Below are 25,926 nucleotides of genomic sequence, written 5' to 3'. Positions count from 1 at the left end.
ACACTAACAAAAAGTGAATTAGTAATGAGTCTATCTGTAGAGGCTACCAAGGAGCTATCCGGTTCCCACTCCGCCACGGCCAGCACCACCCGCTGGCGTCGCCACGATACCCACTGGACCATCAGCCTGTTTGGCACCGCCGTTGGCGCGGGCATCCTGTTCCTGCCCATCAATCTGGGTCTGGGCGGGATCTGGCCCCTCGTTATCGTCGCGGTACTGGCAGGCCCCATGACCTTCCTCGCTCACCGCGGGCTGGCGCGCTTCGTGCTCTCCTCTTCCCGCCCCCACGCCGACTTCACCGAAGTGGCGGAGGAGCATTTCGGCAAGATGGCCGGTCGCCTCATCTCGGCGCTCTACTTCCTCTCCATCTTCCCGATCCTGCTCATCTACGGGGTCGGGCTGACCAACACCGTAGAGAGTTTCATGGTCAACCAGCTCGGCATGGCGACCCCTGATCGGGTGATGCTCTCCGGCGTGCTGGTGTTCGCCATGATCGCCGTGATGCTGGCGGGTGAAAAAGCGATGCTGCGCGCCTTCGCCTTTATGGTCTATCCGCTGGCGGCCATTCTGGCGGCCCTCTCCTGCTACCTCATCCCCCAGTGGCAGTGGCCGGAAGTGACCGCGTTTGAAGGGGTCAGCTTCCTCAACACCGTCTGGCTGGCGCTGCCAGTCACCGTGTTCGCCTTCAGCCACGCCGCCGCCATCTCCGGCTTTGCCAACGTGCAGCGCCGTGAATATGGCGAGCAGGCCGAAGCCAAGAGCGGCCAGATCCTGCGCAACACTACAGTGATGCTGGTGGGCTTCGTGCTGTTCTTCGTCTTCTCCTGCGTGCTGAGCCTCTCGCCAGCCCAGCTGGCCGAAGCCAAGGCCCAGAACGTCTCTGTGCTCTCCTATCTCGCCAACATCACCGACAACCCGGTGATCGTGACCCTGGGGCCGCTCATCGCCTTTATCGCCATCAGCTCCTCCTTCCTCGGCCACTTCCTCGGTGCCCGCGAAAGCCTGAAGAGTCTGATCGCCAAGCCCACCGGCCTGCCGCTGGCCAAGGCGGACAAGCTGGGCATCGCCCTGATGTTCTTCGCCATCTGGGGCGCCGCCGTGATCAACCCGGGCATTCTGGGGCTGATGGAGACCCTCTCCGGCCCGGTCATCGCCATGATCCTGTTCATCATGCCGGTGATAGCGATCTACAAGGTGGAGGCGCTGGCCCGCTTCCGTCACGGCTGGACTAACGGCTTTATCCTGCTGACCGGTTCGCTGGCAGTATCGGCGCTGATCTTCAGCCTGCTGAAATAACCACAGCCCCGTAAACGGGGCCGTAGAAACGACAAGAGGCGACCCGGGGGTCGCCTCTTGTGCATTGCAAATCGCTTACTCTTGATCGAAATCTTCGATCTCTTTGCCCAGCGCTTCCATGATGGCGCGCGCTTCGGCGGGGACACTGTCCGGATGATCCTTGCGCAAGTCTTCGTCGCAAGGGAGCGGCTGGCCGGTGAAAGCGTGCAGGAAGGCTTCACAGAGCAGCTCGCTGTTGGTCGCATGACGCAGGTTGTTCACCTGACGACGGGTGCGCTCATCGGTCAGCACTTTCAACACCTTGAGCGGGATCGAGACGGTAATCTTCTTGACCTGTTCGCTCTTCTTACCGTGTTCCGCATAAGGGCTGACGTAGTCGCCGTTCCACTCTGTTCCCATGACTCACCTGTTCTCATTTAGCCGTGAGCGCGGATTTTAACCCTTAAGGAAATTAATGGCAATCCAACAGCAAAGCCATTTAGACGTCTGGAAGTGTTGACGGCTTTTTTATGCTGGCGTAAGGTGGTTCACCATAGGCCAGCAATGGCAGGATCGCCGTGGCGCAGGCAAAGCAGCCATCGCCCAGAGACAGTTCAAGGAGAGAGTGACATGACCCACAAGGCCACCCTGACGCTAGGCTGCATCGGAAATCGAGCCGGATCAATCGCCAAGTCACAAAGCCAAGGAGAGCGACATGAGTCATAAGGCCACCCTGGCGGTTCGCACCGGGATCGAGACTGACACGCAACACGGTGCCGTGGTGCCCCCAATTTACCTCTCCAGCAACTACACCTTTGCCGACTTTGGCGAGCCCCGTCAATACGATTATGCCCGATCCGGCAATCCGACCCGCAGCAATCTGGCGGACGCGCTGGCGGCGCTGGAAGGGGGCGCGGGCGCCGTGGTCACCGGCACCGGTATGGGCGCCATCCATCTGGTCACCACCGCCCTGCTCAAGGCGGGGGACCTGCTGATCGCCCCCCACGACTGCTACGGCGGCACCTGGCGGCTGTTCGAGTATCTGGCGGCCAAGGGCCACTATCGGGTGCAGTTTGTCGATCAGGGTGACGAAGCTGCACTGGCCTCCGCGCTGGCACAAAAGCCTGCACTGGTATGGGTCGAGACCCCCTCCAACCCGCTGCTGCGGGTGGTGGATATCAGCGCCATCGCCAGCGCCGCCCATGAAGCGGGTGCGCAGGTGGTGGTGGACAACACCTTCCTCTCTCCCCTGCTGCAACAGCCGCTGGCACTCGGTGCCGACGTGGTGGTGCACTCCACCACCAAATACATCAACGGCCACTCGGACGTGGTGGGCGGGGTCGCGATTGCCAAAGAGGCGGCACTGGCCGAGTCGCTGGTGTGGTGGGCCAACTGTCTGGGGCTCACCTCCGGGGCGTTCGACTCCTACCTCACCCTGCGCGGTCTGCGCACCCTGGCCCCCAGATTGCGCAGCCATCAGGAGAACACCGATCGCATCCTCGCCTTCCTGCAACAGCAGCCGCTGGTGAAACGCATCTATCACCCCAGCCTGCCGAGCCATCCCGGCCACGATATTGCGCGCCGTCAACAGTCCGGCTTCGGCGCCATGTTAAGTTTTGAACTCGATTGCAGCGAGGCGGGCATTCGCACCTTCCTCGCGGCCCTCACCCTCTTCTCAGTGGCCGAGTCCCTCGGCGGGGTGGAGAGTCTGGTGGCCCATCCGGCCAGCATGACCCACAGGGCCATGACCCCGGCGGCACAGCAGGCAGCTGGCATCAGCGCCCAGCTGCTGCGCTTGTCGGTCGGTATTGAACACGGTGAAGACCTGGTGGCCGATCTGGCTCAGGCTTTTGAACAGGCGCAGCAGGCAGAACAGGTAGCGAAGTAATGGAACAGCAACAAGGAGAGATCGCGGTGACAGAGGCAGGTTTGAAGCGACGTCACGTCCACAAGTTTGGTGGCAGCAGTTTGGCGGACCCGGTCTGCTATCGTCGGGTTGCCAGCATCATTGAACAACAGACCGGAGGTGACGAGCTGATCGTGGTCTCAGCCGCGGGCAAGACCACCAACCGGCTCATCCAGCTGGGGGAACTGGCGGATACCGGTGACGAAGCTGCCGGTGAATCCATCTCAGCCCTGCAAGCCTATCAGCAGAGTCTGATCGATGGCCTGCTGGAAGGGGAGTTGCAGCGCGACCTCAGCGCTCAGCTCGCCAGCGACGTGCAACAGATCGCCAAGACCCTGGAGGGGCAGTTTGATCGCTTCGCTCGCAACGGTCTGCTCGCCTTTGGCGAGGTGTGGTCGGCGCGCCTGCTGGCGGCCCTGCTCACCAGTCACGGTGACAAAGCTGCCTGGCTCGATGCCCGCAGCTTCCTGCGCGCCGAGGATGGCGCCCTGGTCAAGGTGGATACCGCCCTCTCCAGCGAACTGCTCAAGGCGCGACTGGCGGAACATGCCGGTCGCATCGTGGTGACCGGCTTTATCGCCGCCGACATGGAAGGGCGCTCCCTGCTACTCGGCCGCAACGGCTCCGACTACAGCGCCAGCCTGCTGGCGCTGCTGGCGGACGGTGAATCGACCACCATCTGGAGCGACGTGGCTGGCGTCTACAGCGCCGACCCCCGCCGGGTCAAAGAGGCCCGCCTGCTGGAGCGCCTCAGCTTGGCAGAGGCCAACGAGCTGGCCCGCCTTGGCTCCTCGGTGCTGCATTCGCGCACCCTGCAGCCAGTCGCCGACAGCCGCCAGCGCCTCACACTGCGCTGCAGCTACAACCCGGATGAGGGCTGTACCCATATTCTGCGCCGCGCGCCGCGCTCCGGTGGTGCCCGCATCGTCTCCTCGGTGGATCAGATCGCCCTGATCGAGCTCAAAGTGCTACCGCAGGCCAACTTTGAGCAGACGGTCGCCACCATCGAGGCCCATCTGGCCCGCCACCGCCTCAACCCGCTCACCCTGCAGCGCCAGCCGGATCGGCGGGTGCTGCGTCTGGCCTACACCCTTGAAGTCGCACAGGGTGCCTTCGAGATCCTGCGGGACTTCCAGCTGCAGGGCAGCTTCACTGGCCTGATCCAGAAAGAGGGATTCAGTCTGGTGGCGCTGGTAGGGGCCGGAGTCACCGACAACGCCGAGCAGTGCCATCGCTTCTATCAGCTGCTGGCGGATCAGCCGCTGGAGTTCGTCCAGGTGGCCAGAGATGGCTTGAGTCTGGTGGCCGTACTGCGTCAGGTGGTACTGGAGCCGCTGCTGATCGCCCTGCACAGCGCCCTGTTCAGCCGCCCGACCCGGGTCGGTCTGGTGGTGTTCGGCAAAGGCAATATCGGCGGCCACTGGCTCACCCTCTATAGCCGCGAAAAAGCCCGGCTCGAACATGAACTCAATCTGGCGCTCACCCTCTACGGGGTGTTCAGCTCGGAAGGTGGCCTGCTGGATGAAGAGGGGCTGGATCCCCGCAAGGTACAAAACAGTGTCGATGGCAAACCCCTGATCTGGCCGGAGTTGCTCTCCCAACTGGAGCAGCACAGCTTCGATACGCTGATTGCGCTGGACATGACCGCCAGCGAGACGGTGAGTCGCTACTACCCGGATTTTGCCCAACTCGGCATCCATATCATCGCTGCCAACAAGTTTGCCGGTGCCGCCGACAGCGAGTTCTACCAGCGCATCAAACAGACCTGCAGTGACCATCAGGTGCAGTGGCGCTATAACGCCACCGTGGGGGCCGGGCTGCCTATCCAGTCCAGCATCCAGATGCTGCGTCAGAGCGGCGACCGTATTCAGGGGGTCTCCGGCATCTTCTCCGGCACCCTCTCCTGGCTGTTCCAGCAATATGATGGCTCTCGTCCCTTCTCCGAGCTGGTGGACGAAGCGTGGCAGCACGGTTTGACCGAGCCGGATCCCCGCGAAGATCTCTCCGGTCAGGATGTGCGGCGCAAGCTACTTATCCTGGCGCGGGAGGCTGGCTTTGAGCTCGATTCTGCCGATATCACACTGGAGAATCTGGTGCCCATCACCCTGCGCAAAGTCAGCGCGGATCAATTCATGGATCGGCTCAAGGAGCTGGATGGCCCGATTCAGACCGCCTTTGAGGGAGCCAAGCGCCTTGGCAAGGCGCTGCGTTACGTAGCCCGCTTCGAGCGTAACGGCAAGGCACGGGTTGGACTGGAGACGCTGGAACCGCACCACCCGTTTGCCAACCTGCTGCCGTGCGACAATATCTTTGCCATCGAGAGCGACAGCTACCGCAGCAACCCGCTGGTGATTCAAGGGCCGGGGGCGGGTCGGGAAGTGACCGCTGCGGCAATCCAGTACGATCTCTGGCAGATCTGCGCCAGCCTCTAATGCAGAGAATGCAAAGGGAGCAACTCAGCTCCCTCGCACAATAAAAAAAGCCCGAGTCGATGACTCGGGCTTTTTGCTGAATGCCGCTTCGATTAAGAGAAGCAGGCCTGCAGCACGTAGAAGATAGCAATGGCCAGAATGGCACCGGCAGGCAGGGTGATGATCCAGGAGACGACGATATTGCGCAGCACCCCCAGATTCAACGCCGCAATCCCGCGCGCCAGACCGACACCCATCACAGCACCCACCAGGGTCTGGGTGGTGGAGATGGGCAGACCGGTACCAGAAGCAATCACCACGGTCGCGGCGGTCGCCAGCTGGGCGGCGAAGCCACGGCTCGGGGTCAGGTGGGTGATGCCGGTACCGACAGTCGCCATCACCTTCTCGCCCATGGTCGCCAGACCGATCACAATACCGATACCACCCAGCGGCAGGATCCACCAGGCGATAGACGCCTGACTGGAAATTTCACCGCCGGAGGCCACGATAGAAGCCACGGCAGAGAGCGGGCCAATGGCGTTGGCCACATCGTTGGAGCCGTGGGCAAACGCCATGGCACAAGCGGTGATCACCATCAGGATACCGAATACCTTCTCCACGTTGGCGAAGTGCATCTTGCTGTCATCCTGCGGGTTGTACTTCTGACCGCGGATATAGAAGAAACCGGCAATCGCCAACGCAATAGAGATAGCCACAGAGAGCAGAATGCCCTCGCCATCGCTCAAGTGCAGACCAACGTGGGTCAGCCCTTTCTTGATGGTCACCAGACAGATCACCAGCGCCGTCAGGAACATGTAAAACGGCACATAGCGCTTGGCGTTAGCCAGCGGATCATCGGTGTTGAAGATAAGCTTCTGCACGCTGATAAACATGAAGTAGGCGATCACACCGGAGATGGCCGGGGTGATAATCCAGGAGCCGACGATGCCGCCAAACTTGCTCCACTGCACCGCTTCCGGACCAATGCTCACCACCGCAAAACCGACGATAGCGCCGATGATGGAGTGAGTAGTAGAGACCGGCCAGCCGAAGTAGGAGGCCAGGATCAACCAGGCGCCGGCAGCCAGCAGCGAGGCGATCATGCCGAGTACCAGCAGGTCCGGTGTATCGGCAAATGCATTGGTATCAATGATGCCATTACGGATGGTTGCGGTCACTTCGCCGCCCGCCAGATAGGCACCGGCAAACTCGAAGATCATGGCAATGATGATTGCCTGACGGATAGTCAGGGATTTGGTGCCGACCGATGTGCCCATGGCATTGGCAACGTCGTTTGCACCAATGCCCCAGGCCATCAAAAAGCCGAACAAGGCCGCCACGAGCACCAAGGTGGTGCCGTAATTCGCGATAATGTCCATTAATAGTGTTTACCCAGTCAGTCGATTACGAACGAGCCAGCATCAGTTCCAGACGGGCGCCTACACGCTCGGCCTGATCTGCCAGGTCACCTACCCATTCGAGGATCTTGTAGAGGAACATCACATCAATCGGATTGTAATTGTGCTCAACCGCTTGCAGCTGTTGGCGCAGTCCGATCTGCATGGTGTCTGTATCGTCCTCGATCAGATCCAGCTGGTGGATCATCTCGGCAACCATTTCCACTTCCCGTCCCTTGAAGCCGGTCTCGAGCAGCTCGTCGAGCTCCCCGATCGCTTTCTCGGCCTGAGCGGTCGCATCAATACAACGTTTGAGATAGGCCATGAAATCAACCCGCATTTCAGCAGGAAACTCCATGCGACGACCAAGCATGCGGCCGGAGATATCCTTGGCACGGTTGGCAATCTTGTCTTGCTGGGTCAGCAGCTCCAGCAGGTCGGTACGCGCGACCGGCAGGAACAGGCCGCGAGGCAGTTTCAGACGGATTTCACGCTTGAGGATATCCGCCTCTTTTTCCAACTGGGCAATCTGCTGCCGGATCTTCTCGGCATCATCCCAACGGTCTTCCGCAACGGCGTCAAAGAAGGGAACCAACTGCTGGGAGCACTGGTGAACCTTGACGATATGCTTCTGCAACGGCTTGATGGGGGACTTGGCAAAAAGCCCCAAAATAGTATTTACTGGCATGGTCAAACCTGTGTCGGTGAAAAAACACTCGATACGATTTTATGAGGCGCGCATGGTAACCGAACTGCGCACTCAATTAAACCGCGAATTAATCTAGTCGCCTCGCGGCATTATATCCTCGCGACCCGAATCCCGCCCCTCAAAGTTACCTGCCAGCTCGGAATGACTATGCAAATCGAGATCGAGATTAAGTTTTTTGTCGCCTGCGACATTCAAGCAGGGTTATCCAACCTGCTGAATTATATTGAAATTAAAGAATCCTCCCAACAACAGCTCGGCAACGTCTATTTCGATACGCCAACCCTCGCCTTGCGCCAGCTGGATATGGGGTTGCGGATTCGCCGCTGCGATAGCTTTGCCGAACAAACCATCAAGTGTCGCGGCCAGATAGTGGGTGGCCTGCACGCCAGACCCGAATACAACGCCCCCGTAAGCGGCGATCTACCGACCCTCTCGGCCTTTCCCGATGAGATTTGGCCGACCCTGCCCGAGCGCGACAGCATCCAGCAACAGCTGGTCGCCCAGTTTCGCACCGACTTCCTGCGTCGCCACTGGCTGATCGCTTTCGAGGGGGCCGAGATAGAGCTGGCCTGGGATCAGGGAGAGATAGTCGGCAGTCAGGGCAGCACCACCATCAACGAGCTGGAACTGGAGCTCAAATCCGGCGACACCGCGGCTCTGTTTGCACTGGCCCGGCGCCTCGCCAAGCTGGGCGGGCTGCGGCTCGGCGCCCAATCCAAGGCCCAGCGCGGCTATCGACTGGCAGGCCTTGGCAAACCGCTAGCCCTGCAGGCGCTGGTAGCGCGTGAAGATATAGATAGCATAACGGGGGTAAGCGAGGGGCTGCGCCACTGGCAGCATCACGAGCAGCTCTGGCTGGAGCATCCGCAGGATAAAGGCATTCAACAGCAGGCTCTCGCGGCCCTGTGTCAGGGGATCGAGCTGGTCGCCCGCAGTGCGGCCACGCTGCCACAACCAGCGCCCTGGCTGCCAGCATTGACCAGACTGCACGCACAGCTGCGAACCAGTCCGGATGAGCATGACGAGTGGCCTGCCGAATTAGCCGATCTCTTTCTCTATCCGGCGTATGTCGAGTTACAGCTGGCCATCGCAGCTTGGCTGCATCACGCAGCCTGAGCGTGGCCATACCGGCACTATATGCCAGCACTAAAGGCCGGAAATAAAGACCGGAAACAAAACGGGTGAGCCTTGGCTCACCCGTTTTGCATTACAGCAGGTTGAGCTGCTGCATGGCGCTGCGAATGCGCTCGCGGGTCGCGTCCGACAGCGGCATCACCGGCAGGCGGCACTCCTCGCTGCAAAAACCGAGCAGGGAAGCGGCATATTTGGCACCAGCCGGGCTCGGCTCGGCAAACATCGCCTGATGGAGCGGAATGAGCTGGTCTTGCAGTTCACGTGCTTCTTGCCACTTGCCAGCCAGCGTGAGGTTCTGCACCTCGGCCACCAGCTTGGGGGCCACGTTGGCGGTCACCGAAATACAACCCTGACCACCACCGATGTTGTAGGCGACGGCAGTGGCATCTTCCCCTGAGAGCCAGGCGAAGGGCTTGTTGATCAGCTGACGCTCGGTCCAGGGACGGGCCAGATCGCCGGTAGCATCCTTGACCCCGGCAATCCGTGGCAGTTCGGCCAGACGGGCCAGGGTCGCGGGTTGCACGTCGACGATGGCGCGCGGCGGAATGTTGTAGACGATGATCGGCTTGGCGGTGGCGTCGTGGACGGCCTTGAAGTGGTGGTAGAGCCCCTCCTGATTGGGGCGGTTGTAGTATCCGGCCACATGCAAGGTGGCATCGGCACCAACCCGTTCGGCATGGAGGGTGTACTCGATGGCTTCGACCGGATTATTGGAACCCGCCCCGGCAATGACCGGAACGCGCCCCGCCACCTGTTTGACCACCAGTTCGACCACTTTACAGTGTTCGTCGTGGGTCAGGGTCGGGCTCTCCCCCGTGGTACCCACCGGCACTATGCCGTGGGTACCCTGCTCGATATGCCACTCCACCAGACGCAACAGCGCCTCTTCATCCAGCTTTCCCTGTCGAAACGGGGTGATCAACGCAACAATAGAACCTTGAAACATGGGATTTCCTTCTCCTGAATGACCCGCATATGGCAATAAAAAACCCCGGTACGATGTGCGCAACCGGGGTTTGAAGCTTCTCAGAAATGAGAGGTTACGCGCGAACGTCGGCAGGCCCGAATGTCAGGCTTTTTTTGTGCTTTCGTTTCAACCCGTTGAACCGCATTTCGTCATCTCTGGTCAAAAAATGGTGTCTGGGCATATTTCGGGAACACAGCATAAATGTCAAGGCGAAAGGGGCTATGTATAATGGCCGCCCAAAATTGAGTGGAGAGACCCGATGAGCAGCCCTATCAGTGCCGTCAGCCAGATGCTGGAACGAAACCAAGCCCTCTTTGTCGGCAAGCGGCTACTTGTCTGCGGCGCGCTGGAGGATGACTACCCGCGCCAGCTGGCCACTCTAGCCGAGACCCTGACCGTCTTTACCACGGATTACTGCTATTACCGCAGCCAGCAGGCCGCCCTGGGTGACGCCATCCTGTTCGACCACCAGCTCGGTGGCGCCCCCCGCTTCGATGCGCTGCTGCTGCTGATGCCCAAGGCCAAGGCCGAGGCACAATATCTGCTGGCCATGATGACCCCCTTGCTGGAAGCGGGTGCCGACCTGTTGCTGGCCGGTGACAACCGTGGCGGCATCAATGGCGCCGACAAGCTGCTGGCACCTTATGGCGAGAAGCCGATCAAACGTGACTCGGCCCGCCGCTGCTCCCTCTATCACGGCGAGCTCTGCAAGCCGGTTGCCCCGTTCGAGCTGGATAGCTGGTTTGGCCGCTACCAGTGCAAGGCCGGTGATACCGAGCTGACCGTGCTGGCCCTGCCCGGCGTCTTCAGCGCCGCCGAACTGGATCTCGGCACCCAGATGCTGCTGGCCGCAGTGCCGCCAATGAAGGGCGAGCTGCTCGATTTCGGCTGTGGCGCCGGGGTAATTGGATCTGTGCTGGCCAAGCGCAATCCCGAGCTCAAGGTCAACATGGTGGATATCAGCGCGCTGGCGCTGGAGTCGAGCCGCCGCACCCTGGCGATCAATGGTCTGCAGGGCAAGGTCACCCCTTCCGATGTCTATTCGGATGTCTCCACCCGTTTCCAGCACATCGTCTCCAACCCGCCATTCCATGCGGGCCTCAAGACCTTCTATGCAGCGACCGAAACCTTCCTCGCCAAGGCGCCGGAATTTTTGCTGCCAAATGGCTCGCTGACCATTGTTGCCAACGCCTTCTTGCGCTACCTGCCTATACTGGAAACACATTTCAAACGGACGGAAGTGATCAGCAGCGATACCAAGTTCAAGGTCTATATGAGCAAAGTGTAAATAAGTGCAAGCAGTACAAGAAAACCGCTAGAGAGCGCCATCCGGTATCTGGTAAGGTACTAAAAGGACAATAAAACCACCCCTTAAGGGGTGTTTTTATACCGAACATTGAAAACCTTTTCATAGTGTTCATGCAGGGAGATTAATACGATGGCAGGTATCTTGACCATGATCCTGGCTGGCGGCGAAGGTACTCGCCTGCAGCCTCTCACCACCACCCGCAGCAAGCCTTCCGTCCCCTTCGGCGGCAGTTACCGGCTGATCGATTTCGTCCTCAACAACTTCGTCAACGCAGACTTTCTGCGCATCTATGTCCTGACCCAATTCAAATCCCAGTCCCTCTATCTGCACATGAAGAAGGGCTGGAATATCGTCGGCATCACCGACCGCTTTATCGACCCCATTCCGGCCCAGATGCGGATGGGTAAACGCTGGTATGACGGCACCGCCGATGCCATCTACCAGAACCTCGGCTTTATCGAGCGAGCCGAACCGGATCATGTCTGCATCTTCGGTTCCGACCACATCTACAAGATGGATGTGAGCCAGATGGTCACCTTCCACAAACAAAAGAGCGCCGCCATGACAGTGGCCGCCCTGCGCATGCCCATCGAAGAGGCGAGTTCATTCGGAGTGATCGAGGTGGATACCGAAGGGCGGATGATCGGTTTTCAGGAAAAACCCAAGCATCCCAAGCATATCCCCGGCGATCCGACCCAGGCGCTGGTCTCCATGGGCAACTACATCTTCGAGACTGACGCCCTTTGCCGGGAATTGAAACGGGATGCTGCCGAAGATAGCTCCAGCCACGACTTTGGCAAGGATGTGATCCCGAGCCTCTACCCGCGCGCCCCCGTCTATGTTTACGACTACAGCACCAACGTCATCCCGGGTGAAAAGCCGAGTGTGTACTGGCGGGATGTGGGCACTCTGGACTCCTACTGGCTGGCTCACATGGACTTGGTGGCTGACAACCCCCCCTTCTCCCTCTATAACCGCAAGTGGCCACTGCACACCCACTATCCGGCACTGCCGCCAGCGACCTTTATCGACAGCGACGTGTGCAAGGTCAATATTGCCAACTCCCTGATCTCCGCCGGTTGCTTCATTCAGGGCAGCCAAATCCAGCGATCCATTCTCGGTTTTCGCTGCAATATCGGCGCGTGCAGCCACATCAGCGAATCCGTGCTGCTGGGGGATGTGAAGATTGGTGAAGGGTGCTCCATCCGGCGGACGATCATCGACAAAAACGTTGAAATTGCGCCCGGCACCGTTATCGGTGAAAATCTCGACCATGATAGAGAGCGATTTACCGTATCAGAAGGCGGTATCGTGGTGGTACCTAAGGGAGCAAGAGTTGGCTATTAACCCACTGAAAATCCTGTTTGTTGCCTCGGAAGTTGAGGGGCTGGTCAAGACCGGGGGCCTGGCAGATGTTGCCAAAGCCTTGCCTATGTACCTGGTCCAGAAGGGGCATGATGTCAGGATCATGCTGCCCTTCTACAAGACGATTAAGCGACGGGATGAGGCCAAACTGGTAGCGTCACGCTGGTTACCCACCCATCCGGGCCTGCCGGATATCGGCTATCGCATCTACCAGATGGAGCTGGATGGCGTCTGCGTCTATCTACTCGACTGCCCGCAATATTTCGATCGTCCCCAGCTCTATGCCGAGAACAATCAAGCCTATCCAGATAACGGCGAACGTTTTGCCTTCTTCTCGGCGGCGGCCCTCCATGCCTGCGAGCAGCTCGGCTTCGCACCGGATATCGCCCACTGCAACGACTGGCACACCGGGCTGCTACCCTTGCTGCTGAAAACCCGCCATGCCAACAACCCTTTCTTCCAGCAAACTCGCAGCGTGATCAGCATTCACAACGCGGCGTTTCAAGGGGTGTTCGGCCGCGAACAGTTCTGGGCCATGCCCGAAATTGCCGATTACGAACGCCGCATCAACTATGACTACGGCCACGTCAACCTGCTCAAGTGCGGGGTGCTCTACGCCGACAAGATCAATGCGGTCAGCCCCAACTATGCCCAGGAGCTGCTGACTCACCTTGGCGCCCACGGTATGGCGAGCATTTTTCAGCAACGTAGGGATGACCTGTGCGGCATCCTCAACGGCTGCGACTACAAAGATTGGGATCCGGAGTTTGACGCGTTCCTGCCCGCCACTTACAGCATCGACAACATGGCAGGCAAACAGATCTGCAAACAGCATCTGCAACAGGAAGCGGGCTTGCCGGTTGCAGACCTGCCTATCTACGGCATGGTGTGCCGCCTGACCGAGCAGAAGGGTGTCCCCCTGCTGCTCCCTGCGCTGGAGAAATTCCTCCACCATCAGGTGCAAGTGGTGATCGTAGGCTCTGGCGATCCTGCGCTCGCCACACAACTGCAAACCATGGCCCAGCAGTACCCAGGCAAGCTCGCCTTCATCAATACCTATGATGATCGTCTGGCCCATCTGGTGGAAGCCGGTGCCGACTTCTTCCTGATGCCCTCGCTGTTCGAGCCTTGCGGCCTCAACCAGATGTACAGCCTCGCCTATGGCACACTGCCACTGGTGCGTGCCGTCGGTGGTCTGAAAGATACCGTGGTGGATTGGGATGCGGACCCGGAACATGCCACCGGCTTTTGCTTCAATGATCCGACCGCCGCTATCCTGCTCGATACCATGCGCCGCAGTCTGCTCTATTTCCTGCAAGACAAGACACAATTTGCCAAGGTGCTGCACAACGCCATGAACACCCGCTTCAACTGGCCTGACTCCATCACCCAGTACGAGCAGATGTATCATGGCGCAATGGGACACAGCTAATCTGCGAGTCACCAACCCAGGCTAATTGCTGAAGTTTTGTACCCTTGGCTCCACTTTGAGCGTCAACAGCGAAAAAAGTACCTTTTGCTTGTTGACGCTCCCCCAAAACTCTATAGAATCCCCCTCCGCAGTGATGCGAAGGTGGCGGAATTGGTAGACGCGCTAGCTTCAGGTGTTAGTGTCCCACGGATGTGAGGGTTCGAGTCCCTCTCTTCGCACCAATACTGCCATGCTGATTCAGCAGCATGTAAATCCAACTAGAAAACCCGAATGTGCGAAGGTGGCGGAATTGGTAGACGCGCTAGCTTCAGGTGTTAGTGCCCCCCGGGTGTGAGGGTTCGAGTCCCTCTCTTCGCACCATGCTTCTCCAGACAGCATGTAAATCTAAACTGGTAACACAATGTGCGAAGGTGGCGGAATTGGTAGACGCGCTAGCTTCAGGTGTTAGTGTCCCACGGATGTGAGGGTTCGAGTCCCTCTCTTCGCACCATGCTTCTCCAGACAGCATGTAAATCTAAACTGGTAACACAATGTGCGAAGGTGGCGGAATTGGTAGACGCGCTAGCTTCAGGTGTTAGTGCCCCCCGGGTGTGAGGGTTCGAGTCCCTCTCTTCGCACCATGATTCTGACATGTAAAAACAGAGCAATGCGTTCCAACCGCATTTAAAAATCAGATGGAGAAAATCAGTGTGCGAAGGTGGCGGAATTGGTAGACGCGCTAGCTTCAGGTGTTAGTGTCCCACGGATGTGAGGGTTCGAGTCCCTCTCTTCGCACCATTCATTTTTGCAAAAGGCCCTTCACGAAAGTGACGGGCCTTTTGTTTTTACTCCTTGTTATGACTATGCTTTTGACAACTCCCACCGATCGTCATACCAAGGAATGCATATGATACTGGATACCGATATTCACAACTTTTACGAACATCTGGTACTCAAGGAAATTGAAAAACAAAACCTGCAACAGACCCTCACCAGCGATCAGATGGCCGACCTCTGCTGCCTGACCCTCAATCAACTCCCTTCCCACTATATTCGCCACAATGTCGACATGATCTACTTCCTGACCGATGCCAAACGCACCGAGATGGAGAGACTGGTTCTCGACGCACTCACGCTGGCACTGCAGAAGATCATGCAGGCTCCCGTCAAGACCTCATAACCTGGGCTGCTGCCAGAGCAGAGTGACGATACCGGTCAACCCGGCCACTGGCAGCAAGATCAAGGCGGGCCGCAATCCGGGCTCCAGCATCATCCAGGCAGCCAGCAGACAAGCGGCACTCCAGGAGTCGAACTCTTTATCCTGACCCCATGCAAGTACGCCCCACCAGCAACATCATCCCCCGCAATAGCCAGCGCATTGTTTTCTCCCCCACCAACCATTGATAAAAATCATCATCTATTCGGGACGCAAGTCGCGTGGTAAGCCAGTGTCGTATGTGGCCCCCCCTGTCAACAGGGCGCTCAAAAACGGGTTATGAGATCAACTAATTTGTGATTTTTTCAATCAAATGTGTATTTTTACCAATTTGATGGGGCTTTAACCCACCAGGTTTGTGGTAGATTGCGGCCTCTTTTTGGGTTGGCCCCTCGGGATACATGTATCCACAGGACGAGAGGGACCGACCTTGGCGAGCAAGAGTTTAGGAAGTATCTATGCAAAACCAACAAAACCACATCCGACTACCGGGCATGGCACAGGTGTTTGCCTGTCTGGCCATTTTCCTGGCCCTGGCATTCTCGTTCACCAGCGTGCTCGATCTGCCGATCCAGCTGGCGTTGTTCATCGCCTGGTTCGTCATCATGGGGCTTGGCATCAAACTCGGCCACGATTACAAATCCCTGGAACAGGCAGCCGTTGACGGCGTTGCCAAGGGGATGGGGGCCATCCTGATCCTGGTCTCCGTCGGTGCCCTGGTCGGCACCTGGATTGCTGGCGGCATCGTCCCCAGCATCATCTACTTCGGCCTCAAGGTGATTCACCCGTCCATCTTCCTGCTGGCGACCCTGATCATCTGCTCCCTGACCTCGCTGGCCACCGGCACCTCCTGGGGCTCTGCCGCCACCGCCGGTATCGCCATGATGGGGATCGGCCACAGCCTCGGCGTGCCTGCGCCGCTGGTAGCAGGTGCCGTGCTCTCCGGCGTCTACTTCGGTGACAAGCTATCTCCGCTCTCCGACTCCGTGGTGCTGGCCTCGACCATGTCCAACGTCGACGTGGTGGAGCACATCAAGGGAATGCTGCCCATCAGCCTGCTCTCCTATATCATCACCGCCGTGCTGTTCACCGTGGTGGGCATGCAGTATTCGGGCAATGTCAGCCTGGAGCAGGTCAATCTGGTGATGGAGGCGCTCGACAACCAGTTCAACATCACCCCGCTGGCCATAGTGCCGGTGGTACTGGTACTGGGCCTGTTGGCCAATCGCAAACCCGCCTTCCCGGTGATCAGCTTCGGCGCCCTGCTGGGCCTGATCTGGGCCATCGCCTTCCAGGGCATGGATCCGGTCAAGGCAATGCACTCGGCTTATAGCCCGTTTGCCATCACCTCCGGCATCGACTTTATCGACAACATTCTCGGTCGCGGCGGCATGGAGTCCATGCTGGGCTCGGTCGCGGTCATCATCTTCGGGCTGGGTTTCGGCGGCCTGCTGGAGAAGGTCGGTATTCTGGAAGTGATCGCCAGCGCCTTCGAGAAGCGCATTAACAGCGTAGGCAGCCTGACCAGCCACACCATCGGCACCGCCTTCTTGGCCAACGTGTTCGGCTCGGCAATGTATGTGTCGCTGATCCTGACCCCCAAGATCATGGCCAAGAACTACGATCGACTGGGACTGGCGCGCAAGAACCTCTCTCGCAACGCCGAGTTCGGTGGCACCCTCACCTGCGGCATGGTGCCCTGGAGCGACAACGGCATCTTCATGGCCGGGGTGCTGGGGGTCGCAACCCTCGACTACCTGCCCTACATGTGGCTCAGCTTCACCTGCATCATAGTGACCGTGTCCCTCGCCTATATGGGCAAAGGGGTAAACCGGATCCCGCTGGTCGCGGCCGCAAGCTCCCGCTAAGTCATCCTGCAAACAACAAAGGCGCCATCAAGGCGCCTTTGTTGTTTCAGGGGGATGCTGTATGACCGTCATCGCAGAGCCCACAAACAAAAACAGCCCTCGTCGCCGAGAGCCGTTTCATCAGACTGGTAACGCCGATCAGATGGAGAAGCTGGAGCCACAGCCACAGGTCGTGGTGGCGTTGGGGTTGGTCACGGTGAAGCGTGAACCTTCCAGACCCTCGATGTAATCCACACTACCGCCTACCAGATATTGCAGGCTCATGGGATCGATCACCATGGTGACGCCGTTCTTCTCGACCACGGTATCCCCGTCGTTGATCTTCTCATCAAAGGTAAAGCCATACTGGAAACCGGAGCAGCCCCCACCCGTGATGTATACCCGCAGCTTCAGCTCGGGATTCTCTTCTTCGGTGACCAGGGTCTTCACCTTGTTGGCCGCCGCATCCGTCATCTGGATGGGCAACGGGGCTTCTGCTACTGCACTCATTACTGACCTCACAACCATTAGATCCACAAACATGGAAACCGCGAAATTATCTAATACCCGACCATTCAGTTCAAGTATTCACCACGTTTAACCGGCAGCGGGAACCGGAGCAGGCGGTGCGGCGACCAGCGGCTTGATCACCTCCCCCCACTCAACCAGCAGCTCTTGTGCCGGTTGCCTGCCGTCCTTGTTGATGGTGACACGGATCCGATCTGGCACAAAGCCTTCCGGCAACTGCCAGTTCCCTTCCAGCAACTGGAAATAACGCAGGGCATAGCGCCACTCGCTCACCTTCATCCCGAGATCCCGCCCGGTCAGCGTCTTCGGCTTATCGGCCAGACTCCCCTCGACCCGGATCTGCACCTGACCACGAAACAGCTCCCGCTTCTTGGCGGGCTGGGTCAGGGCGAGACGGTAGTGGTAGCGACCGCGAATACTGGTCTCCTGCAGCGTCAGGTTGTCGATCACCACCCCCACCTGTTCACCGGTGGGGCGCATGATCCGCTCGAAAAAGGCCAGCTGGCGCTTGAGCTCCTGCACCTGCGCCTCCTGACTCTTCAGGGTGGTCTGCAACTGCTCGAAGGCTGCCCGCTGGGTCGCCAGCTGGGTATCTTTCACCCCCAACTCGGTCTTGAGCTGGCCGATGGCCTTGCCCTGACGTTCCAGCGTCTCCTGCTGCACCACCAACAGACTGCTCTGGGCCAGCTCCTGGCGGTTACCGGCAAAGTAACCGATGAGCCCGCCAACGGCTAACACGACCAATAACTTCAATAGATTGGACATAGCCCCTCATCCCGTTATCACGCCATTTACGGCAGCGCCGCTCCCTTCACTATACCGCCCGGACTGGCGTCAAAGGCGATAAAGGGAAAAATTAACTGGCCGTGGCGCTGCCCTCACCCCGCTTTTGACGCGCGGCGAGCCGTAAAGTTCGCTCCAGGATCTGGGAATAGATGGGTCGGCCACCCAGCCACTGGGCAACCAGGGTCGCCCCGACCGTGGTGATCATCATCGGCAGGATCAGCTGATAGTTGTCGGTCATCTCGGTGACCAGCACGATGCCGGTGATGGGGGCACGTACGGTGGCAGCAAACAGCGCCCCCATCCCTGCAATGGCAAAGGCGCCGGGCTCGATGCCCAGCTCGGGGAACGCCGCATGAAACAGATGGCCGAACACCACGCCAAACAGGGTGCCTAGTGCGAGGGTCGGCGCAAACACCCCGCCCGGGGCACCGGAGCAGAAGCAGATGAGGGTCGCAACCAGCCGCACCGAGAAGATCAGGAACAGGGTCGCCATCGCATACTCATCCCCCATCAGATGGGGAATAAGCTCGGTGCCGCCGCCCGTCACCGAGGGGGCAAACAACGACAACACACCAAACGTCCCGGCGACCAGCATACCGATGGCCACGAAACGGTGGCGCTTGTTCTGATGCAGCGCCAGATAGCCATCCTGACAGGCCAACACCAACTTGTTGAAGACAAACCCCAGCACCCCGAAGGTAGCCCCCATAAAGAGGAACAGCCAGAGTGCCTTGAGGGCTGGTGCATCGTAGTGGGGCAAGGTGATCACCGCCCCCTGCCCTTTCATGTTCTGCAGCATCAGGGTCGCCATGATGGCGGAGATCCCCACCGCCTTGATGGCGAGAAAGGAGTAGCGAAACTGCGGCCGCATCTCCTCCATCACGAACAGGATACCCGCCAGCGGCGCATTGAAGGCAGCCGCCAGACCGCCCGCCGCACCGGCGGCCAGCAGGGCGTGGCCATGCTCTTTGGGCAGCCGGAAGATATCCGCCACCATCTTGCCGAGGTTGCCGCCAATCTGCACCGAGGGCCCCTCCCGCCCCAGCACCATGCCGGAACTCAGGGTGCAGATGCCACCGAAGAACTTGACCGGCAACACCCGCCACCACCGCACCGGGCGCAGATCGTCCATCGCCCCCTCGATTTCGGGAATGCCGGAGCCCCCCGCTTCCGGGGCAAGGGTATGAGTAAGGAAGTAGCCGACAAATCCCAACAAGGCGCTGAAGCCAAAGCCAAGCAGACCGAGCTGCCACCAGGGACGGTCGGCCAGCAAGGCGATGCGTTGCTCTGCCAGCCAATGGACACCCGATTCGAACAGACCGCACACCAGTCCGGCCAGGGTGCCGACCAGCGCCGCCAGCAGCAGCACCAGCAAGGGCATCTTGTCTTGCCGGATAATGCGGGAAAGCGGCCCCCGCGAAGAGGTATCGGCTTCAGAGGAGAGAGCTTGTTGCGCCATCTTGTTACACCAACTTGGAAAAACCATATCGTCAGCTAGCTGAGATCAGGATCACCCGGCGCGTTGCTCGGCTGCCCAGGGCTGGGGCTTTCTGCTATAGTCGGCCCGTTAAATTTTTGTCACGGGAGCAGACCGAGAGTCCGGGTGGCGAGAGCGCAAAGCATACTCCTGATGCTCCGGCCTGCCGAGTCTCAATCGGCTACAATCCCTTGTGTGACGACCAAAATCCCATTAAGGATGATCCATGTCAAAATCAGATCAGCTGTTTGAACAGGCCCGCCAGACCATTCCGGGTGGCGTCAACTCACCGGTCCGCGCCTTCAATGGGGTCGGCGGCACGCCCCGCTTCATCGATCATGCCGATGGCGCCTACCTCTATGATGTGGATGGTCAGGCCTACGTGGATTACATCGGCTCCTGGGGCCCCATGCTGCTGGGTCACAACCACCCGGCCATCAAAGCCGCCGTCATCAAGGCCGTTGAGAAGGGGCTGAGCTACGGTGCGCCGACCGAGATCGAAGTGCTGATGGCCGAGAAAGTCCGCCAGATCGTCCCCTCCATGGAGCAGGTGCGGATGGTCAACTCCGGCACCGAAGCGACCATGAGCGCCATCCGTCTGGCCCGCGGCTATACCGGTCGCGACAAGATCGTCAAATTCGAGGGCTGCTACCACGGCCACGCCGACTCCCTGCTGGTCAAAGCAGGTTCCGGCGCCCTGACCCTGGGCCAACCCAACAGCCCGGGCGTACCGGCCGATTTCGCCAAACACACCCTGACCTGCGTGTTCAACGATCTGGAGTCGGTACGCGAAGCCTTCACCCAGTACGGTAACGAGATCGCCTGTATCATCGTCGAGCCAGTCGCTGGCAACATGAACTGCATCCCGCCGGTCCCCGGCTTCCTGGAAGGTCTGCGCGCCATCTGTGACGAGTTCGGCGCTCTGCTGATCCTGGACGAGGTGATGACCGGCTTCCGCGTCTCCCTGCGTGGCGCTCAGGGCCACTACAACATCGAGCCCGACCTCACCACCCTTGGCAAGATCATCGGTGCCGGCATGCCGGTGGGCGCCTTCGGCGGCAAGAAGAAGGTGATGCAATACATTGCCCCGACCGGCCCCGTCTATCAAGCAGGCACCCTCTCCGGCAACCCGGTGGCCATGGCGGCCGGTCTTACCATGCTGGATCTGCTACTGGAGCCGGGCCTCTATGAGCAGCTGAGCGCCAAGACTGCACGGGTTGCAGAAGGGCTGAAAGCCACTGCAGCCAAGCATGGCATTCCACTCGCCATCAACTATGTGGGCGGCATGTTCGGCTTCTTCTTCACCGAAGAGACTGAAATCACCCGCTACGAGCAGGTCACTCGCTGCGATATGGAACGCTTCAAGCGCTTCTACCATCTCATGCTGGAAGAGGGCGTCTATCTAGCACCGAGCGCCTACGAGGCGGGCTTCCTGTCAATGGCTCACGGCGATAAGGAGATTGAGCACACTCTGGCCGCCGCAGAGCGCAGCTTCGCCAAGCTGGCTGGCTAAATCGCCGCTGGTTGTTGCAAAAGGGCCCGTCACGGGCCCTTTTCTATTGCAGTGCATCCATCATCACACAGGGCAGTACGCCCATTTCTGGTGCATTCCCCCCTCATCACCCGCCGATTTGTCATCCTCTGGTGCAACTTGCCCCGCCATCCATGTCATAAAGCAGGCCCACTATTTGCACATCCGCTACAAGAGCCCACGTCACCGAGGTCCATATGGCAGAGATGAGCCCCATCGATGTGCTGCGGCGCTATCAGGAGTATCAGAAGGAGCTGACCCCGCTACTGCAGGGACTGCTCAGCGCCCCCCTTGCCTCGCTCAAGCGGTATCCCTTTGTTGTCAGCATTGACCGCTATCAGGGGCCGGTGTGCATCCAGCCTGCGGTACCGGCGGCCCATAACCGGCTGCACCTCATCGTGCAGGGGCAAGGACGGGAGATCACCGTCTGTCTGAATCAGCTGATTGGCTGGTTGATGGGGGACAGGGAGCGCCGCCGCGCCATGCTCTGGTTCAAGGCGGTCTATGTGGTGCTCAGCATGGCGCTGTTTCTCATCGTCGCCACCCTGATCTGGCACGGGCTGGAGCAGCTCTACCAGTTGTTGTGCGGTGAGCAGCAGAACCAGCTCGGCGCCTTTAGCGCCATCATCTTCCTGACGTTGGCACTGGCGGTGTTCGATCTGGGCAAGACCATTATGGAAGAGGAGGTGCTGCTGCATAAGGATATCTTCCGCCACAGCGCCATTCGCCGCACCATCACCCGCTTTATTGCCGCCATTCTGATCGCGGTCTCCATCGAGGGGCTGTTGCTGCTGTTCAAAGGGTCGCTCGGTCAGAGCGAGCTGCTCTGGCCTGCGGTCGGGGTGATGGGGTGTGCTGTGGGCTTGCTGCTGGCGCTCGGCCTCTATGTCTATCTGGGGGCCAAGGCCGAGGCGGCACTGGTACAGGCTAGCCTGCGCTCTCCACCGCCAGTTGCACAGAGGAGCGACGCGCCGCCCGCCAGGAGGCGTACATGGTCCAGGAGGTATAGATGACGATAAAGGCAACCAGCCACTTCAGCATCTCCATATCCATGGATTTGACCAGCATGGCGGCCAGCACCACACCGATGGGACCGAAGATGGCTACCGCCAGCACGGCCTTGGCATCGAACGCCCCTTTGCGGATAAAAGTGCCTGCGGAGAAGACGCTGAGCACGGCGGTGGAGCCCATCATGATGGGAAACGCCGCCAGCGGATTCATCCCCAGCAGATAGACCAGTGTCATGCAGGGGGCAAACAGGCCGATACCGACATTCATCAGCACCCCGAAGATGAAATTGCCGAGCAGGGCGATCGCCAGCTTGTAGCCACTGAGCCCCATCGCATCCCCGCCAACGGGGAAAAGACCCAGCAGACCTGCAAAGATAAGCCCTGCGACGACCAGCAAGGAGATTGCCATCACCAGCCGGATGGTTTGCCGATCAAACGAGGCCACATGACGAGCGCCCCAGGCAGCGCCAGCTGCGGCGGCTATCATCATGCTGATCAGCGTCAGCGGATCCACCGCCACTGCGCCGACGAAGATCAGCGACTGAGTCACGGTCGGCAACACACACTGGCCATTGAGGGTACCCGGCAGCACCCGATCATCGATCAGCTTGAACTGCTTGTAGCAGGCGGTCTTTACCGCAAAGCTGCCCACCCCAAGGGTATCGAGGAAGTTGGCAACCCCGCCGATCAACGCCACCGGCCAGAAAGGCGTGGCCTCGAGCGTGCCGTTGCACTTCTTCTGCCAGCAGGCTTGCACCAACATAAAGACAAATGCCAGGCCACCGGCTATAAAAATAATCCGCAAAATATCAACTAACATATGGGTTTCTCCTGCACCGGGCGGCGATTCTAAGGCAGGGCACAGAAAAAGTCTTGGCTGTAATTAAGCAAGCTCCACGACCTGTCAGAAGGTGTTGAAATCTTTCCAGATAGAAGTCGAACGACTCTGCTAATACTTGTTACTGAGGCCAACAAGCCGAGTCCTGAGCACGTTGTTATGGTCCTTTCGCGACGACCACCTGTGCCAAAGGACATAATAAAAAAGAGGGCCGGTAGCGATACCGACCCTCTTTCTGTATCTGGCTTGGGGCGTACTGTCCCCTTGCCATGGCAAGCGCTTATTGAATGCTCTTGCCGGCACGCACGTCCTTGATGAACCCCTTCAGGCTGGCCAGATCACGGGGCGCACCGCGCAGGATCTGATCACCTATGATGAAGGCCGGGGTACCGGAAATACCGAGCGCTTCAGCCAACGCACGGTTGGTGCCAAGGTTCTGGTCAATGCTGCCATCCTTGATCTTGGCTTCCACCTTGCTCCAGTCAACACCGGCCGCCAGCGCCAGCTGCTTGACCTGCGCTTCATCAGAGAGCGGGCCCTGATGGGTATAGAGCTTTTCGTGGAACGCCTGGTACTTGTCAGGCTGACCCAGCTGAACTGCCAGCGCAGCGCGGGCGGCGAAGTAGGAGGACTCGCTCAGAATGGGGAACTGCTTGTAGATGTAACGGATGTCTTTATCTTCCGCCATCAGCTGCTTGACCAGCGGATGAGCTCGCTTGCAGTAACCGCAGTTGTAATCAAAAAACTCCACCACCATAAGCGACGCCTTCGGATTCCCCATCTCGGGATCACTGTTGGCATAAAGCTGCTTGGAGTGAGCCTTGATCAGCGCCTTGTCGCTTTCGGCCTGCTGGCTCTCCTGCTTGGCGCGCAGGGCATTGGACATCTCGACCAGGATCTCGGGATTCTTGACCAGATAGTCACGAACGATTTGCTCGACATCGCTTTTGGTCAGCTCGCTTGCATGTACCGGTGCCGCCAGCAGGGTCACGCCTGCCAGCGCGCAAAACAGGGCATTTTTAATAGTCATAACGTTATCTTGCAGAGGATATGATAGAGGCCACTATAGTGGTTGAGTCTGTTTTCAAGTCAAGTTATCTGGCCTAAAAAGCGCTGGCGGTACCCGCTTTGCCACTTTTTTATGTCATTTCGTGCAATTTACCAGCAATCAAACCAAGTGGGGATTTACAAGCCGGATCAGCATGGTAATATTCGCCGCACTGCTGCGGAGGGGTGGCAGAGCGGCTGAATGCACCGGTCTTGAAAACCGGCGATGGGTGACCATCCGTGGGTTCAAATCCCACCTCCTCCGCCATCTATATAGCCCAACTGATTAATTCGGTTGGGCTTTTTTGTATCTGCTATTTTTGGCTGAATCACTCATCCTCCACCTCATTGGTCAGCGCCAGGCAGGGTGCGCCACTGAATTCGATCGTACCCATCACTTATCTGAATTCAGTAGTGATCCGAAGCTGTGTCTTGGGCGGCACCCCATTTCTTATTTAATGACCTCCCTGAGCATGTATCTTGTGGTAATCCCCATTGTCGGGCTGATGCTGCTAGCCCCTTGAGGCTGGCTCGCAACAGCTGCAAAGAGTGTCAGCTCACCAGCACCACTCTTATAACCTGACAGCCTAAGACACAATGCAGGGAAGCCCTCATTGAAGGTGCGCACCTCAGCCAGGCTCCAACATTACGGGATCAGCAAAAACACGACCCGCCACTGATATAGCCACTTTACTGAGCGAGATTGAAGCACATCAAGCCACATGGACAAAAGGCATCATTGAGGTGGCTGGAACCCTCCCCCTTATCGAATCGCTCAAGGAGCTACATGGATTATCCAGCTAGGCACGCCGACGTGGCGGTAAAGGACAAATATCCAAGATGGGATGCGGGTTCTCTGAGAATCATGCAGTCCATTGGTTGACCATGCAGTAATTAGATCAAACCCCGGGATCGGCGCCTGGGGGGGTTGTCATTAGTCTGAGGCCTTCCCAACGGGAAGGTCTCTTTGTTTGTGCCGCCGACCACAGCCCCGTTCAAATGGTTGTGAATCGAGCAGATAAGGTCGCGGTATAGATACAAAAAGGAGGGAATTGCAGGCTGTTGGGCACTCTTCCGGCAGGTAAACGCCAGGTATTGACTGTTTTTCATACCAAAAATGACAGCACCCGCTCGAGAGACAGGGCTTTTGTGTTCGCTCTGGTGTGCAAACATGGGCTTCAATGGGCAAAATCTGCCCATAGCAAAAAGGCCTTCCCAATCGGGAAGGCCTTTAAAATTAGTGGCGGAGCGGACGGGACTCGAACCCGCGACCCCCGGCGTGACAGGCCGGTATTCTAACCAACTGAACTACCGCTCCGCTATTTGGTTAGCTTTTCGCTAAATCTTTTGCCGCTTACTGAGGTGTCATCCTCGCAGCCGGTTATATGATTTCTCACATCACCGTTTAATTGGGTGCCTGGCAGTGTCCTACTCTCGCATGGCGAATGCCACACTACCATCGGCGCTACCGCGTTTCACTTCTGAGTTCGGCATGGGATCAGGTGGTTCCACGGCGCTATGGCCGCCAGGCAAATAACTTCAATCTGAGAAAGCTGACGTGAATAACGATGTTGCTCATGGCTTGTCGTTATCACTGAATTTTTAAGTAGTTCACTTGGTATCTGTTACAAGTCTCAGAACACTTCTTGGGTGTTGTATGGTTAAGCCTCACGGGTAATTAGTATGGGTTAGCTCAACACGTCGCCGCGCTTACACACCCCACCTATCAACGTTGTGGTCTCCAACGGCCCTTTAGGACCCT

The 25,926-nt window shown here is 58.6% G+C and carries 20 protein-coding genes, 7 tRNA genes, 2 rRNA genes and 1 pseudogene; 17 read left to right on the top strand and 13 right to left on the bottom strand.

Annotated features, from left to right (window positions below; genetic code table 11):
* The first annotated feature begins 24 nt into the window (after window positions 1-24).
* Complete coding sequence (locus BN4575_RS04465) at window positions 25-1,296, top strand: aromatic amino acid transport family protein (RefSeq protein ID WP_068977303.1); 1,272 nt, start codon at window positions 25-27, stop codon at window positions 1,294-1,296.
* Window positions 1,297-1,371: 75 nt separating this feature from the next.
* Here BN4575_RS04465 and metJ read toward each other — a convergent pair whose 3' ends face one another.
* The gene (gene metJ, locus BN4575_RS04460) at window positions 1,372-1,695 is read right to left on the bottom strand and encodes a met regulon transcriptional regulator MetJ (RefSeq protein WP_042024118.1); all 324 of its coding nucleotides are present in this window, start codon (window positions 1,693-1,695) and stop codon (window positions 1,372-1,374) included.
* A gap of 295 nt (window positions 1,696-1,990) precedes the next feature.
* Here metJ and metB point away from each other — a divergent pair, with 295 nt between their 5' ends.
* Window positions 1,991-3,163 carry a cystathionine gamma-synthase gene (metB, locus tag BN4575_RS04455; protein ID WP_068977302.1) on the top strand — a complete coding sequence of 391 codons (1,173 nt, stop codon included), beginning with the start codon at window positions 1,991-1,993 and terminating at the stop codon, window positions 3,161-3,163.
* Window positions 3,163-5,613, top strand: a complete 2,451-nt coding sequence (locus BN4575_RS04450; RefSeq protein ID WP_068977301.1) for a bifunctional aspartate kinase/homoserine dehydrogenase II — start codon at window positions 3,163-3,165, stop codon at window positions 5,611-5,613. The genes metB and BN4575_RS04450 overlap by 1 nt, the downstream gene beginning before the upstream one ends.
* Before the next feature lie 92 nt (window positions 5,614-5,705).
* Here BN4575_RS04450 and BN4575_RS04445 read toward each other — a convergent pair whose 3' ends face one another.
* Together BN4575_RS04445 and BN4575_RS04440 are read right to left on the bottom strand one after the other, a co-directional pair.
* Entirely contained in the window at window positions 5,706-6,971 is a 1,266-nt protein-coding gene (locus tag BN4575_RS04445; RefSeq protein ID WP_042024113.1) for an inorganic phosphate transporter, read from the bottom strand.
* 25 nt (window positions 6,972-6,996) lie between these two features.
* Window positions 6,997-7,677 carry a TIGR00153 family protein gene (locus tag BN4575_RS04440; protein ID WP_042024112.1) on the bottom strand — a complete coding sequence of 227 codons (681 nt, stop codon included), beginning with the start codon at window positions 7,675-7,677 and terminating at the stop codon, window positions 6,997-6,999.
* Window positions 7,678-7,845: 168 nt separating this feature from the next.
* On the opposite strand from BN4575_RS04440, the gene BN4575_RS04435 reads away from it, so the two are divergent.
* Window positions 7,846-8,814, top strand: a complete 969-nt coding sequence (locus BN4575_RS04435; protein ID WP_068977300.1) for a CYTH domain-containing protein — start codon at window positions 7,846-7,848, stop codon at window positions 8,812-8,814.
* 91 nt (window positions 8,815-8,905) lie between these two features.
* Here the strand turns inward: BN4575_RS04435 and dapA are convergent, their stop codons facing one another.
* Window positions 8,906-9,778, bottom strand: coding sequence for a 4-hydroxy-tetrahydrodipicolinate synthase (dapA, locus tag BN4575_RS04430; protein ID WP_068977299.1), 873 nt, complete (start codon window positions 9,776-9,778; stop codon window positions 8,906-8,908).
* A gap of 280 nt (window positions 9,779-10,058) precedes the next feature.
* Here dapA and rsmC point away from each other — a divergent pair, with 280 nt between their 5' ends.
* The 9 genes from rsmC (at window position 10,059) to BN4575_RS04385 (ending at window position 15,064) form a co-directional block, all read left to right on the top strand.
* Window positions 10,059-11,087, top strand: a complete 1,029-nt coding sequence (gene rsmC, locus BN4575_RS04425; protein ID WP_068977298.1) for a 16S rRNA (guanine(1207)-N(2))-methyltransferase RsmC — start codon at window positions 10,059-10,061, stop codon at window positions 11,085-11,087.
* A gap of 150 nt (window positions 11,088-11,237) precedes the next feature.
* Complete coding sequence (gene glgC / locus BN4575_RS04420; protein ID WP_042024104.1) at window positions 11,238-12,455, top strand: glucose-1-phosphate adenylyltransferase; 1,218 nt, start codon at window positions 11,238-11,240, stop codon at window positions 12,453-12,455.
* Window positions 12,445-13,905: a glycogen synthase GlgA gene (gene glgA / locus BN4575_RS04415; protein ID WP_042024102.1), complete on the top strand. Its 1,461-nt coding sequence runs from the start codon at window positions 12,445-12,447 to the stop codon at window positions 13,903-13,905. The genes glgC and glgA overlap by 11 nt, the downstream gene beginning before the upstream one ends.
* 135 nt (window positions 13,906-14,040) lie before the next feature.
* Window positions 14,041-14,126 (top strand) — tRNA-Leu (locus BN4575_RS04410).
* Between the two features lie 53 nt (window positions 14,127-14,179).
* Window positions 14,180-14,265, top strand: a tRNA-Leu gene (locus BN4575_RS04405).
* A 44-nt stretch (window positions 14,266-14,309) separates the two neighbouring features.
* A tRNA-Leu gene (locus tag BN4575_RS04400) sits at window positions 14,310-14,395 on the top strand.
* 44 nt (window positions 14,396-14,439) lie between these two features.
* Window positions 14,440-14,525 (top strand) — tRNA-Leu (locus tag BN4575_RS04395).
* Window positions 14,526-14,596: 71 nt separating this feature from the next.
* Window positions 14,597-14,682: transfer RNA gene (locus BN4575_RS04390), tRNA-Leu, on the top strand.
* A 109-nt stretch (window positions 14,683-14,791) separates the two neighbouring features.
* Window positions 14,792-15,064: a late competence development ComFB family protein gene (locus tag BN4575_RS04385; protein WP_068977297.1), complete on the top strand. Its 273-nt coding sequence runs from the start codon at window positions 14,792-14,794 to the stop codon at window positions 15,062-15,064.
* On the opposite strand, the pseudogene BN4575_RS22420 reads toward BN4575_RS04385, so the two are convergent.
* Window positions 15,059-15,263: pseudogene (locus BN4575_RS22420) on the bottom strand (hypothetical protein). The gene BN4575_RS04385 and the pseudogene BN4575_RS22420 sit on opposite strands and share 6 nt — an antisense overlap.
* 295 nt (window positions 15,264-15,558) lie before the next feature.
* Here BN4575_RS22420 and nhaC point away from each other — a divergent pair.
* Window positions 15,559-16,968: a Na+/H+ antiporter NhaC gene (nhaC, locus tag BN4575_RS04375; RefSeq protein WP_068977296.1), complete on the top strand. Its 1,410-nt coding sequence runs from the start codon at window positions 15,559-15,561 to the stop codon at window positions 16,966-16,968.
* A gap of 138 nt (window positions 16,969-17,106) precedes the next feature.
* Here nhaC and erpA read toward each other — a convergent pair whose 3' ends face one another.
* The 3 genes from erpA to clcA form a co-directional block, all read right to left on the bottom strand.
* Window positions 17,107-17,457 (bottom strand): iron-sulfur cluster insertion protein ErpA, encoded by a 351-nt coding sequence (gene erpA, locus BN4575_RS04370; RefSeq protein ID WP_042020983.1) that lies wholly within the window; start codon window positions 17,455-17,457, stop codon window positions 17,107-17,109.
* Between the two features lie 87 nt (window positions 17,458-17,544).
* Window positions 17,545-18,240, bottom strand: coding sequence for a DUF6776 family protein (locus tag BN4575_RS04365; RefSeq protein WP_068977295.1), 696 nt, complete (start codon window positions 18,238-18,240; stop codon window positions 17,545-17,547).
* Window positions 18,241-18,331: 91 nt separating this feature from the next.
* Window positions 18,332-19,720, bottom strand: a complete 1,389-nt coding sequence (gene clcA / locus BN4575_RS04360) for a H(+)/Cl(-) exchange transporter ClcA (RefSeq protein ID WP_068977294.1) — start codon at window positions 19,718-19,720, stop codon at window positions 18,332-18,334.
* A gap of 244 nt (window positions 19,721-19,964) precedes the next feature.
* Here clcA and hemL point away from each other — a divergent pair, with 244 nt between their 5' ends.
* Both hemL and BN4575_RS04350 read left to right on the top strand, forming a co-directional pair.
* Window positions 19,965-21,251 (top strand): glutamate-1-semialdehyde 2,1-aminomutase, encoded by a 1,287-nt coding sequence (hemL, locus tag BN4575_RS04355; protein ID WP_068977293.1) that lies wholly within the window; start codon window positions 19,965-19,967, stop codon window positions 21,249-21,251.
* Window positions 21,252-21,466: 215 nt separating this feature from the next.
* Window positions 21,467-22,282, top strand: coding sequence for a hypothetical protein (locus tag BN4575_RS04350; RefSeq protein ID WP_068977292.1), 816 nt, complete (start codon window positions 21,467-21,469; stop codon window positions 22,280-22,282).
* On the opposite strand, the gene BN4575_RS04345 is transcribed toward BN4575_RS04350, so the two are convergent.
* Both BN4575_RS04345 and BN4575_RS04340 read right to left on the bottom strand, forming a co-directional pair.
* Window positions 22,197-23,099 (bottom strand): sulfite exporter TauE/SafE family protein, encoded by a 903-nt coding sequence (locus BN4575_RS04345; protein WP_068977291.1) that lies wholly within the window; start codon window positions 23,097-23,099, stop codon window positions 22,197-22,199. The two genes, BN4575_RS04350 and BN4575_RS04345, sit on opposite strands and share 86 nt — an antisense overlap.
* Before the next feature lie 298 nt (window positions 23,100-23,397).
* Window positions 23,398-24,147, bottom strand: a complete 750-nt coding sequence (locus BN4575_RS04340; RefSeq protein ID WP_068977290.1) for a DsbA family protein — start codon at window positions 24,145-24,147, stop codon at window positions 23,398-23,400.
* Window positions 24,148-24,344: 197 nt separating this feature from the next.
* Between BN4575_RS04340 and BN4575_RS04335 the strand changes: the two genes are divergently transcribed.
* Window positions 24,345-24,432, top strand: a tRNA-Ser gene (locus tag BN4575_RS04335).
* Between the two features lie 973 nt (window positions 24,433-25,405).
* Here BN4575_RS04335 and BN4575_RS04330 read toward each other — a convergent pair.
* The 3 genes from BN4575_RS04330 to BN4575_RS04320 all read right to left on the bottom strand — a co-directional run.
* Window positions 25,406-25,482: transfer RNA gene (locus BN4575_RS04330), tRNA-Asp, on the bottom strand.
* 97 nt (window positions 25,483-25,579) lie between these two features.
* A 5S ribosomal RNA gene (gene rrf / locus BN4575_RS04325) occupies window positions 25,580-25,694 on the bottom strand.
* A 127-nt stretch (window positions 25,695-25,821) separates the two neighbouring features.
* Window positions 25,822-25,926: ribosomal RNA gene (locus BN4575_RS04320) — 23S ribosomal RNA — on the bottom strand; the annotation flags it as partial.

The sequence above is a fragment of the Aeromonas sp. EERV15 genome (assembly GCF_900079845.1).
In the GTDB taxonomy this organism is placed as follows: Bacteria; Pseudomonadota; Gammaproteobacteria; order Enterobacterales; family Aeromonadaceae; genus Aeromonas; species Aeromonas sobria.
Note: the sequence above shows the minus strand (reverse complement) of the source record. Positions and strands in the feature narration are given on the sequence as shown.

Bases quoted from the DNA above. Each gene is read 5' to 3' on its own strand.
- BN4575_RS04465 (WP_068977303.1), top strand. From the start codon at position 25: ATGAGTCTATCTGTAGAGGCTACCAAGGAGCTATCCGGTTCCCACTCC.
- metJ (WP_042024118.1), bottom strand. From the start codon at position 1,695: ATGGGAACAGAGTGGAACGGCGACTACGTCAGCCCTTATGCGGAACAC.
- metB (WP_068977302.1), top strand. From the start codon at position 1,991: ATGAGTCATAAGGCCACCCTGGCGGTTCGCACCGGGATCGAGACTGAC.
- BN4575_RS04450 (WP_068977301.1), top strand. From the start codon at position 3,163: ATGGAACAGCAACAAGGAGAGATCGCGGTGACAGAGGCAGGTTTGAAG.
- BN4575_RS04445 (WP_042024113.1), bottom strand. From the start codon at position 6,971: ATGGACATTATCGCGAATTACGGCACCACCTTGGTGCTCGTGGCGGCC.
- BN4575_RS04440 (WP_042024112.1), bottom strand. From the start codon at position 7,677: ATGCCAGTAAATACTATTTTGGGGCTTTTTGCCAAGTCCCCCATCAAG.
- BN4575_RS04435 (WP_068977300.1), top strand. From the start codon at position 7,846: ATGCAAATCGAGATCGAGATTAAGTTTTTTGTCGCCTGCGACATTCAA.
- dapA (WP_068977299.1), bottom strand. From the start codon at position 9,778: ATGTTTCAAGGTTCTATTGTTGCGTTGATCACCCCGTTTCGACAGGGA.
- rsmC (WP_068977298.1), top strand. From the start codon at position 10,059: ATGAGCAGCCCTATCAGTGCCGTCAGCCAGATGCTGGAACGAAACCAA.
- glgC (WP_042024104.1), top strand. From the start codon at position 11,238: ATGGCAGGTATCTTGACCATGATCCTGGCTGGCGGCGAAGGTACTCGC.
- BN4575_RS04385 (WP_068977297.1), top strand. From the start codon at position 14,792: ATGATACTGGATACCGATATTCACAACTTTTACGAACATCTGGTACTC.
- nhaC (WP_068977296.1), top strand. From the start codon at position 15,559: ATGCAAAACCAACAAAACCACATCCGACTACCGGGCATGGCACAGGTG.
- erpA (WP_042020983.1), bottom strand. From the start codon at position 17,457: ATGAGTGCAGTAGCAGAAGCCCCGTTGCCCATCCAGATGACGGATGCG.
- BN4575_RS04365 (WP_068977295.1), bottom strand. From the start codon at position 18,240: ATGTCCAATCTATTGAAGTTATTGGTCGTGTTAGCCGTTGGCGGGCTC.
- clcA (WP_068977294.1), bottom strand. From the start codon at position 19,720: ATGGCGCAACAAGCTCTCTCCTCTGAAGCCGATACCTCTTCGCGGGGG.
- hemL (WP_068977293.1), top strand. From the start codon at position 19,965: ATGTCAAAATCAGATCAGCTGTTTGAACAGGCCCGCCAGACCATTCCG.
- BN4575_RS04350 (WP_068977292.1), top strand. From the start codon at position 21,467: ATGGCAGAGATGAGCCCCATCGATGTGCTGCGGCGCTATCAGGAGTAT.
- BN4575_RS04345 (WP_068977291.1), bottom strand. From the start codon at position 23,099: ATGTTAGTTGATATTTTGCGGATTATTTTTATAGCCGGTGGCCTGGCA.
- BN4575_RS04340 (WP_068977290.1), bottom strand. From the start codon at position 24,147: ATGACTATTAAAAATGCCCTGTTTTGCGCGCTGGCAGGCGTGACCCTG.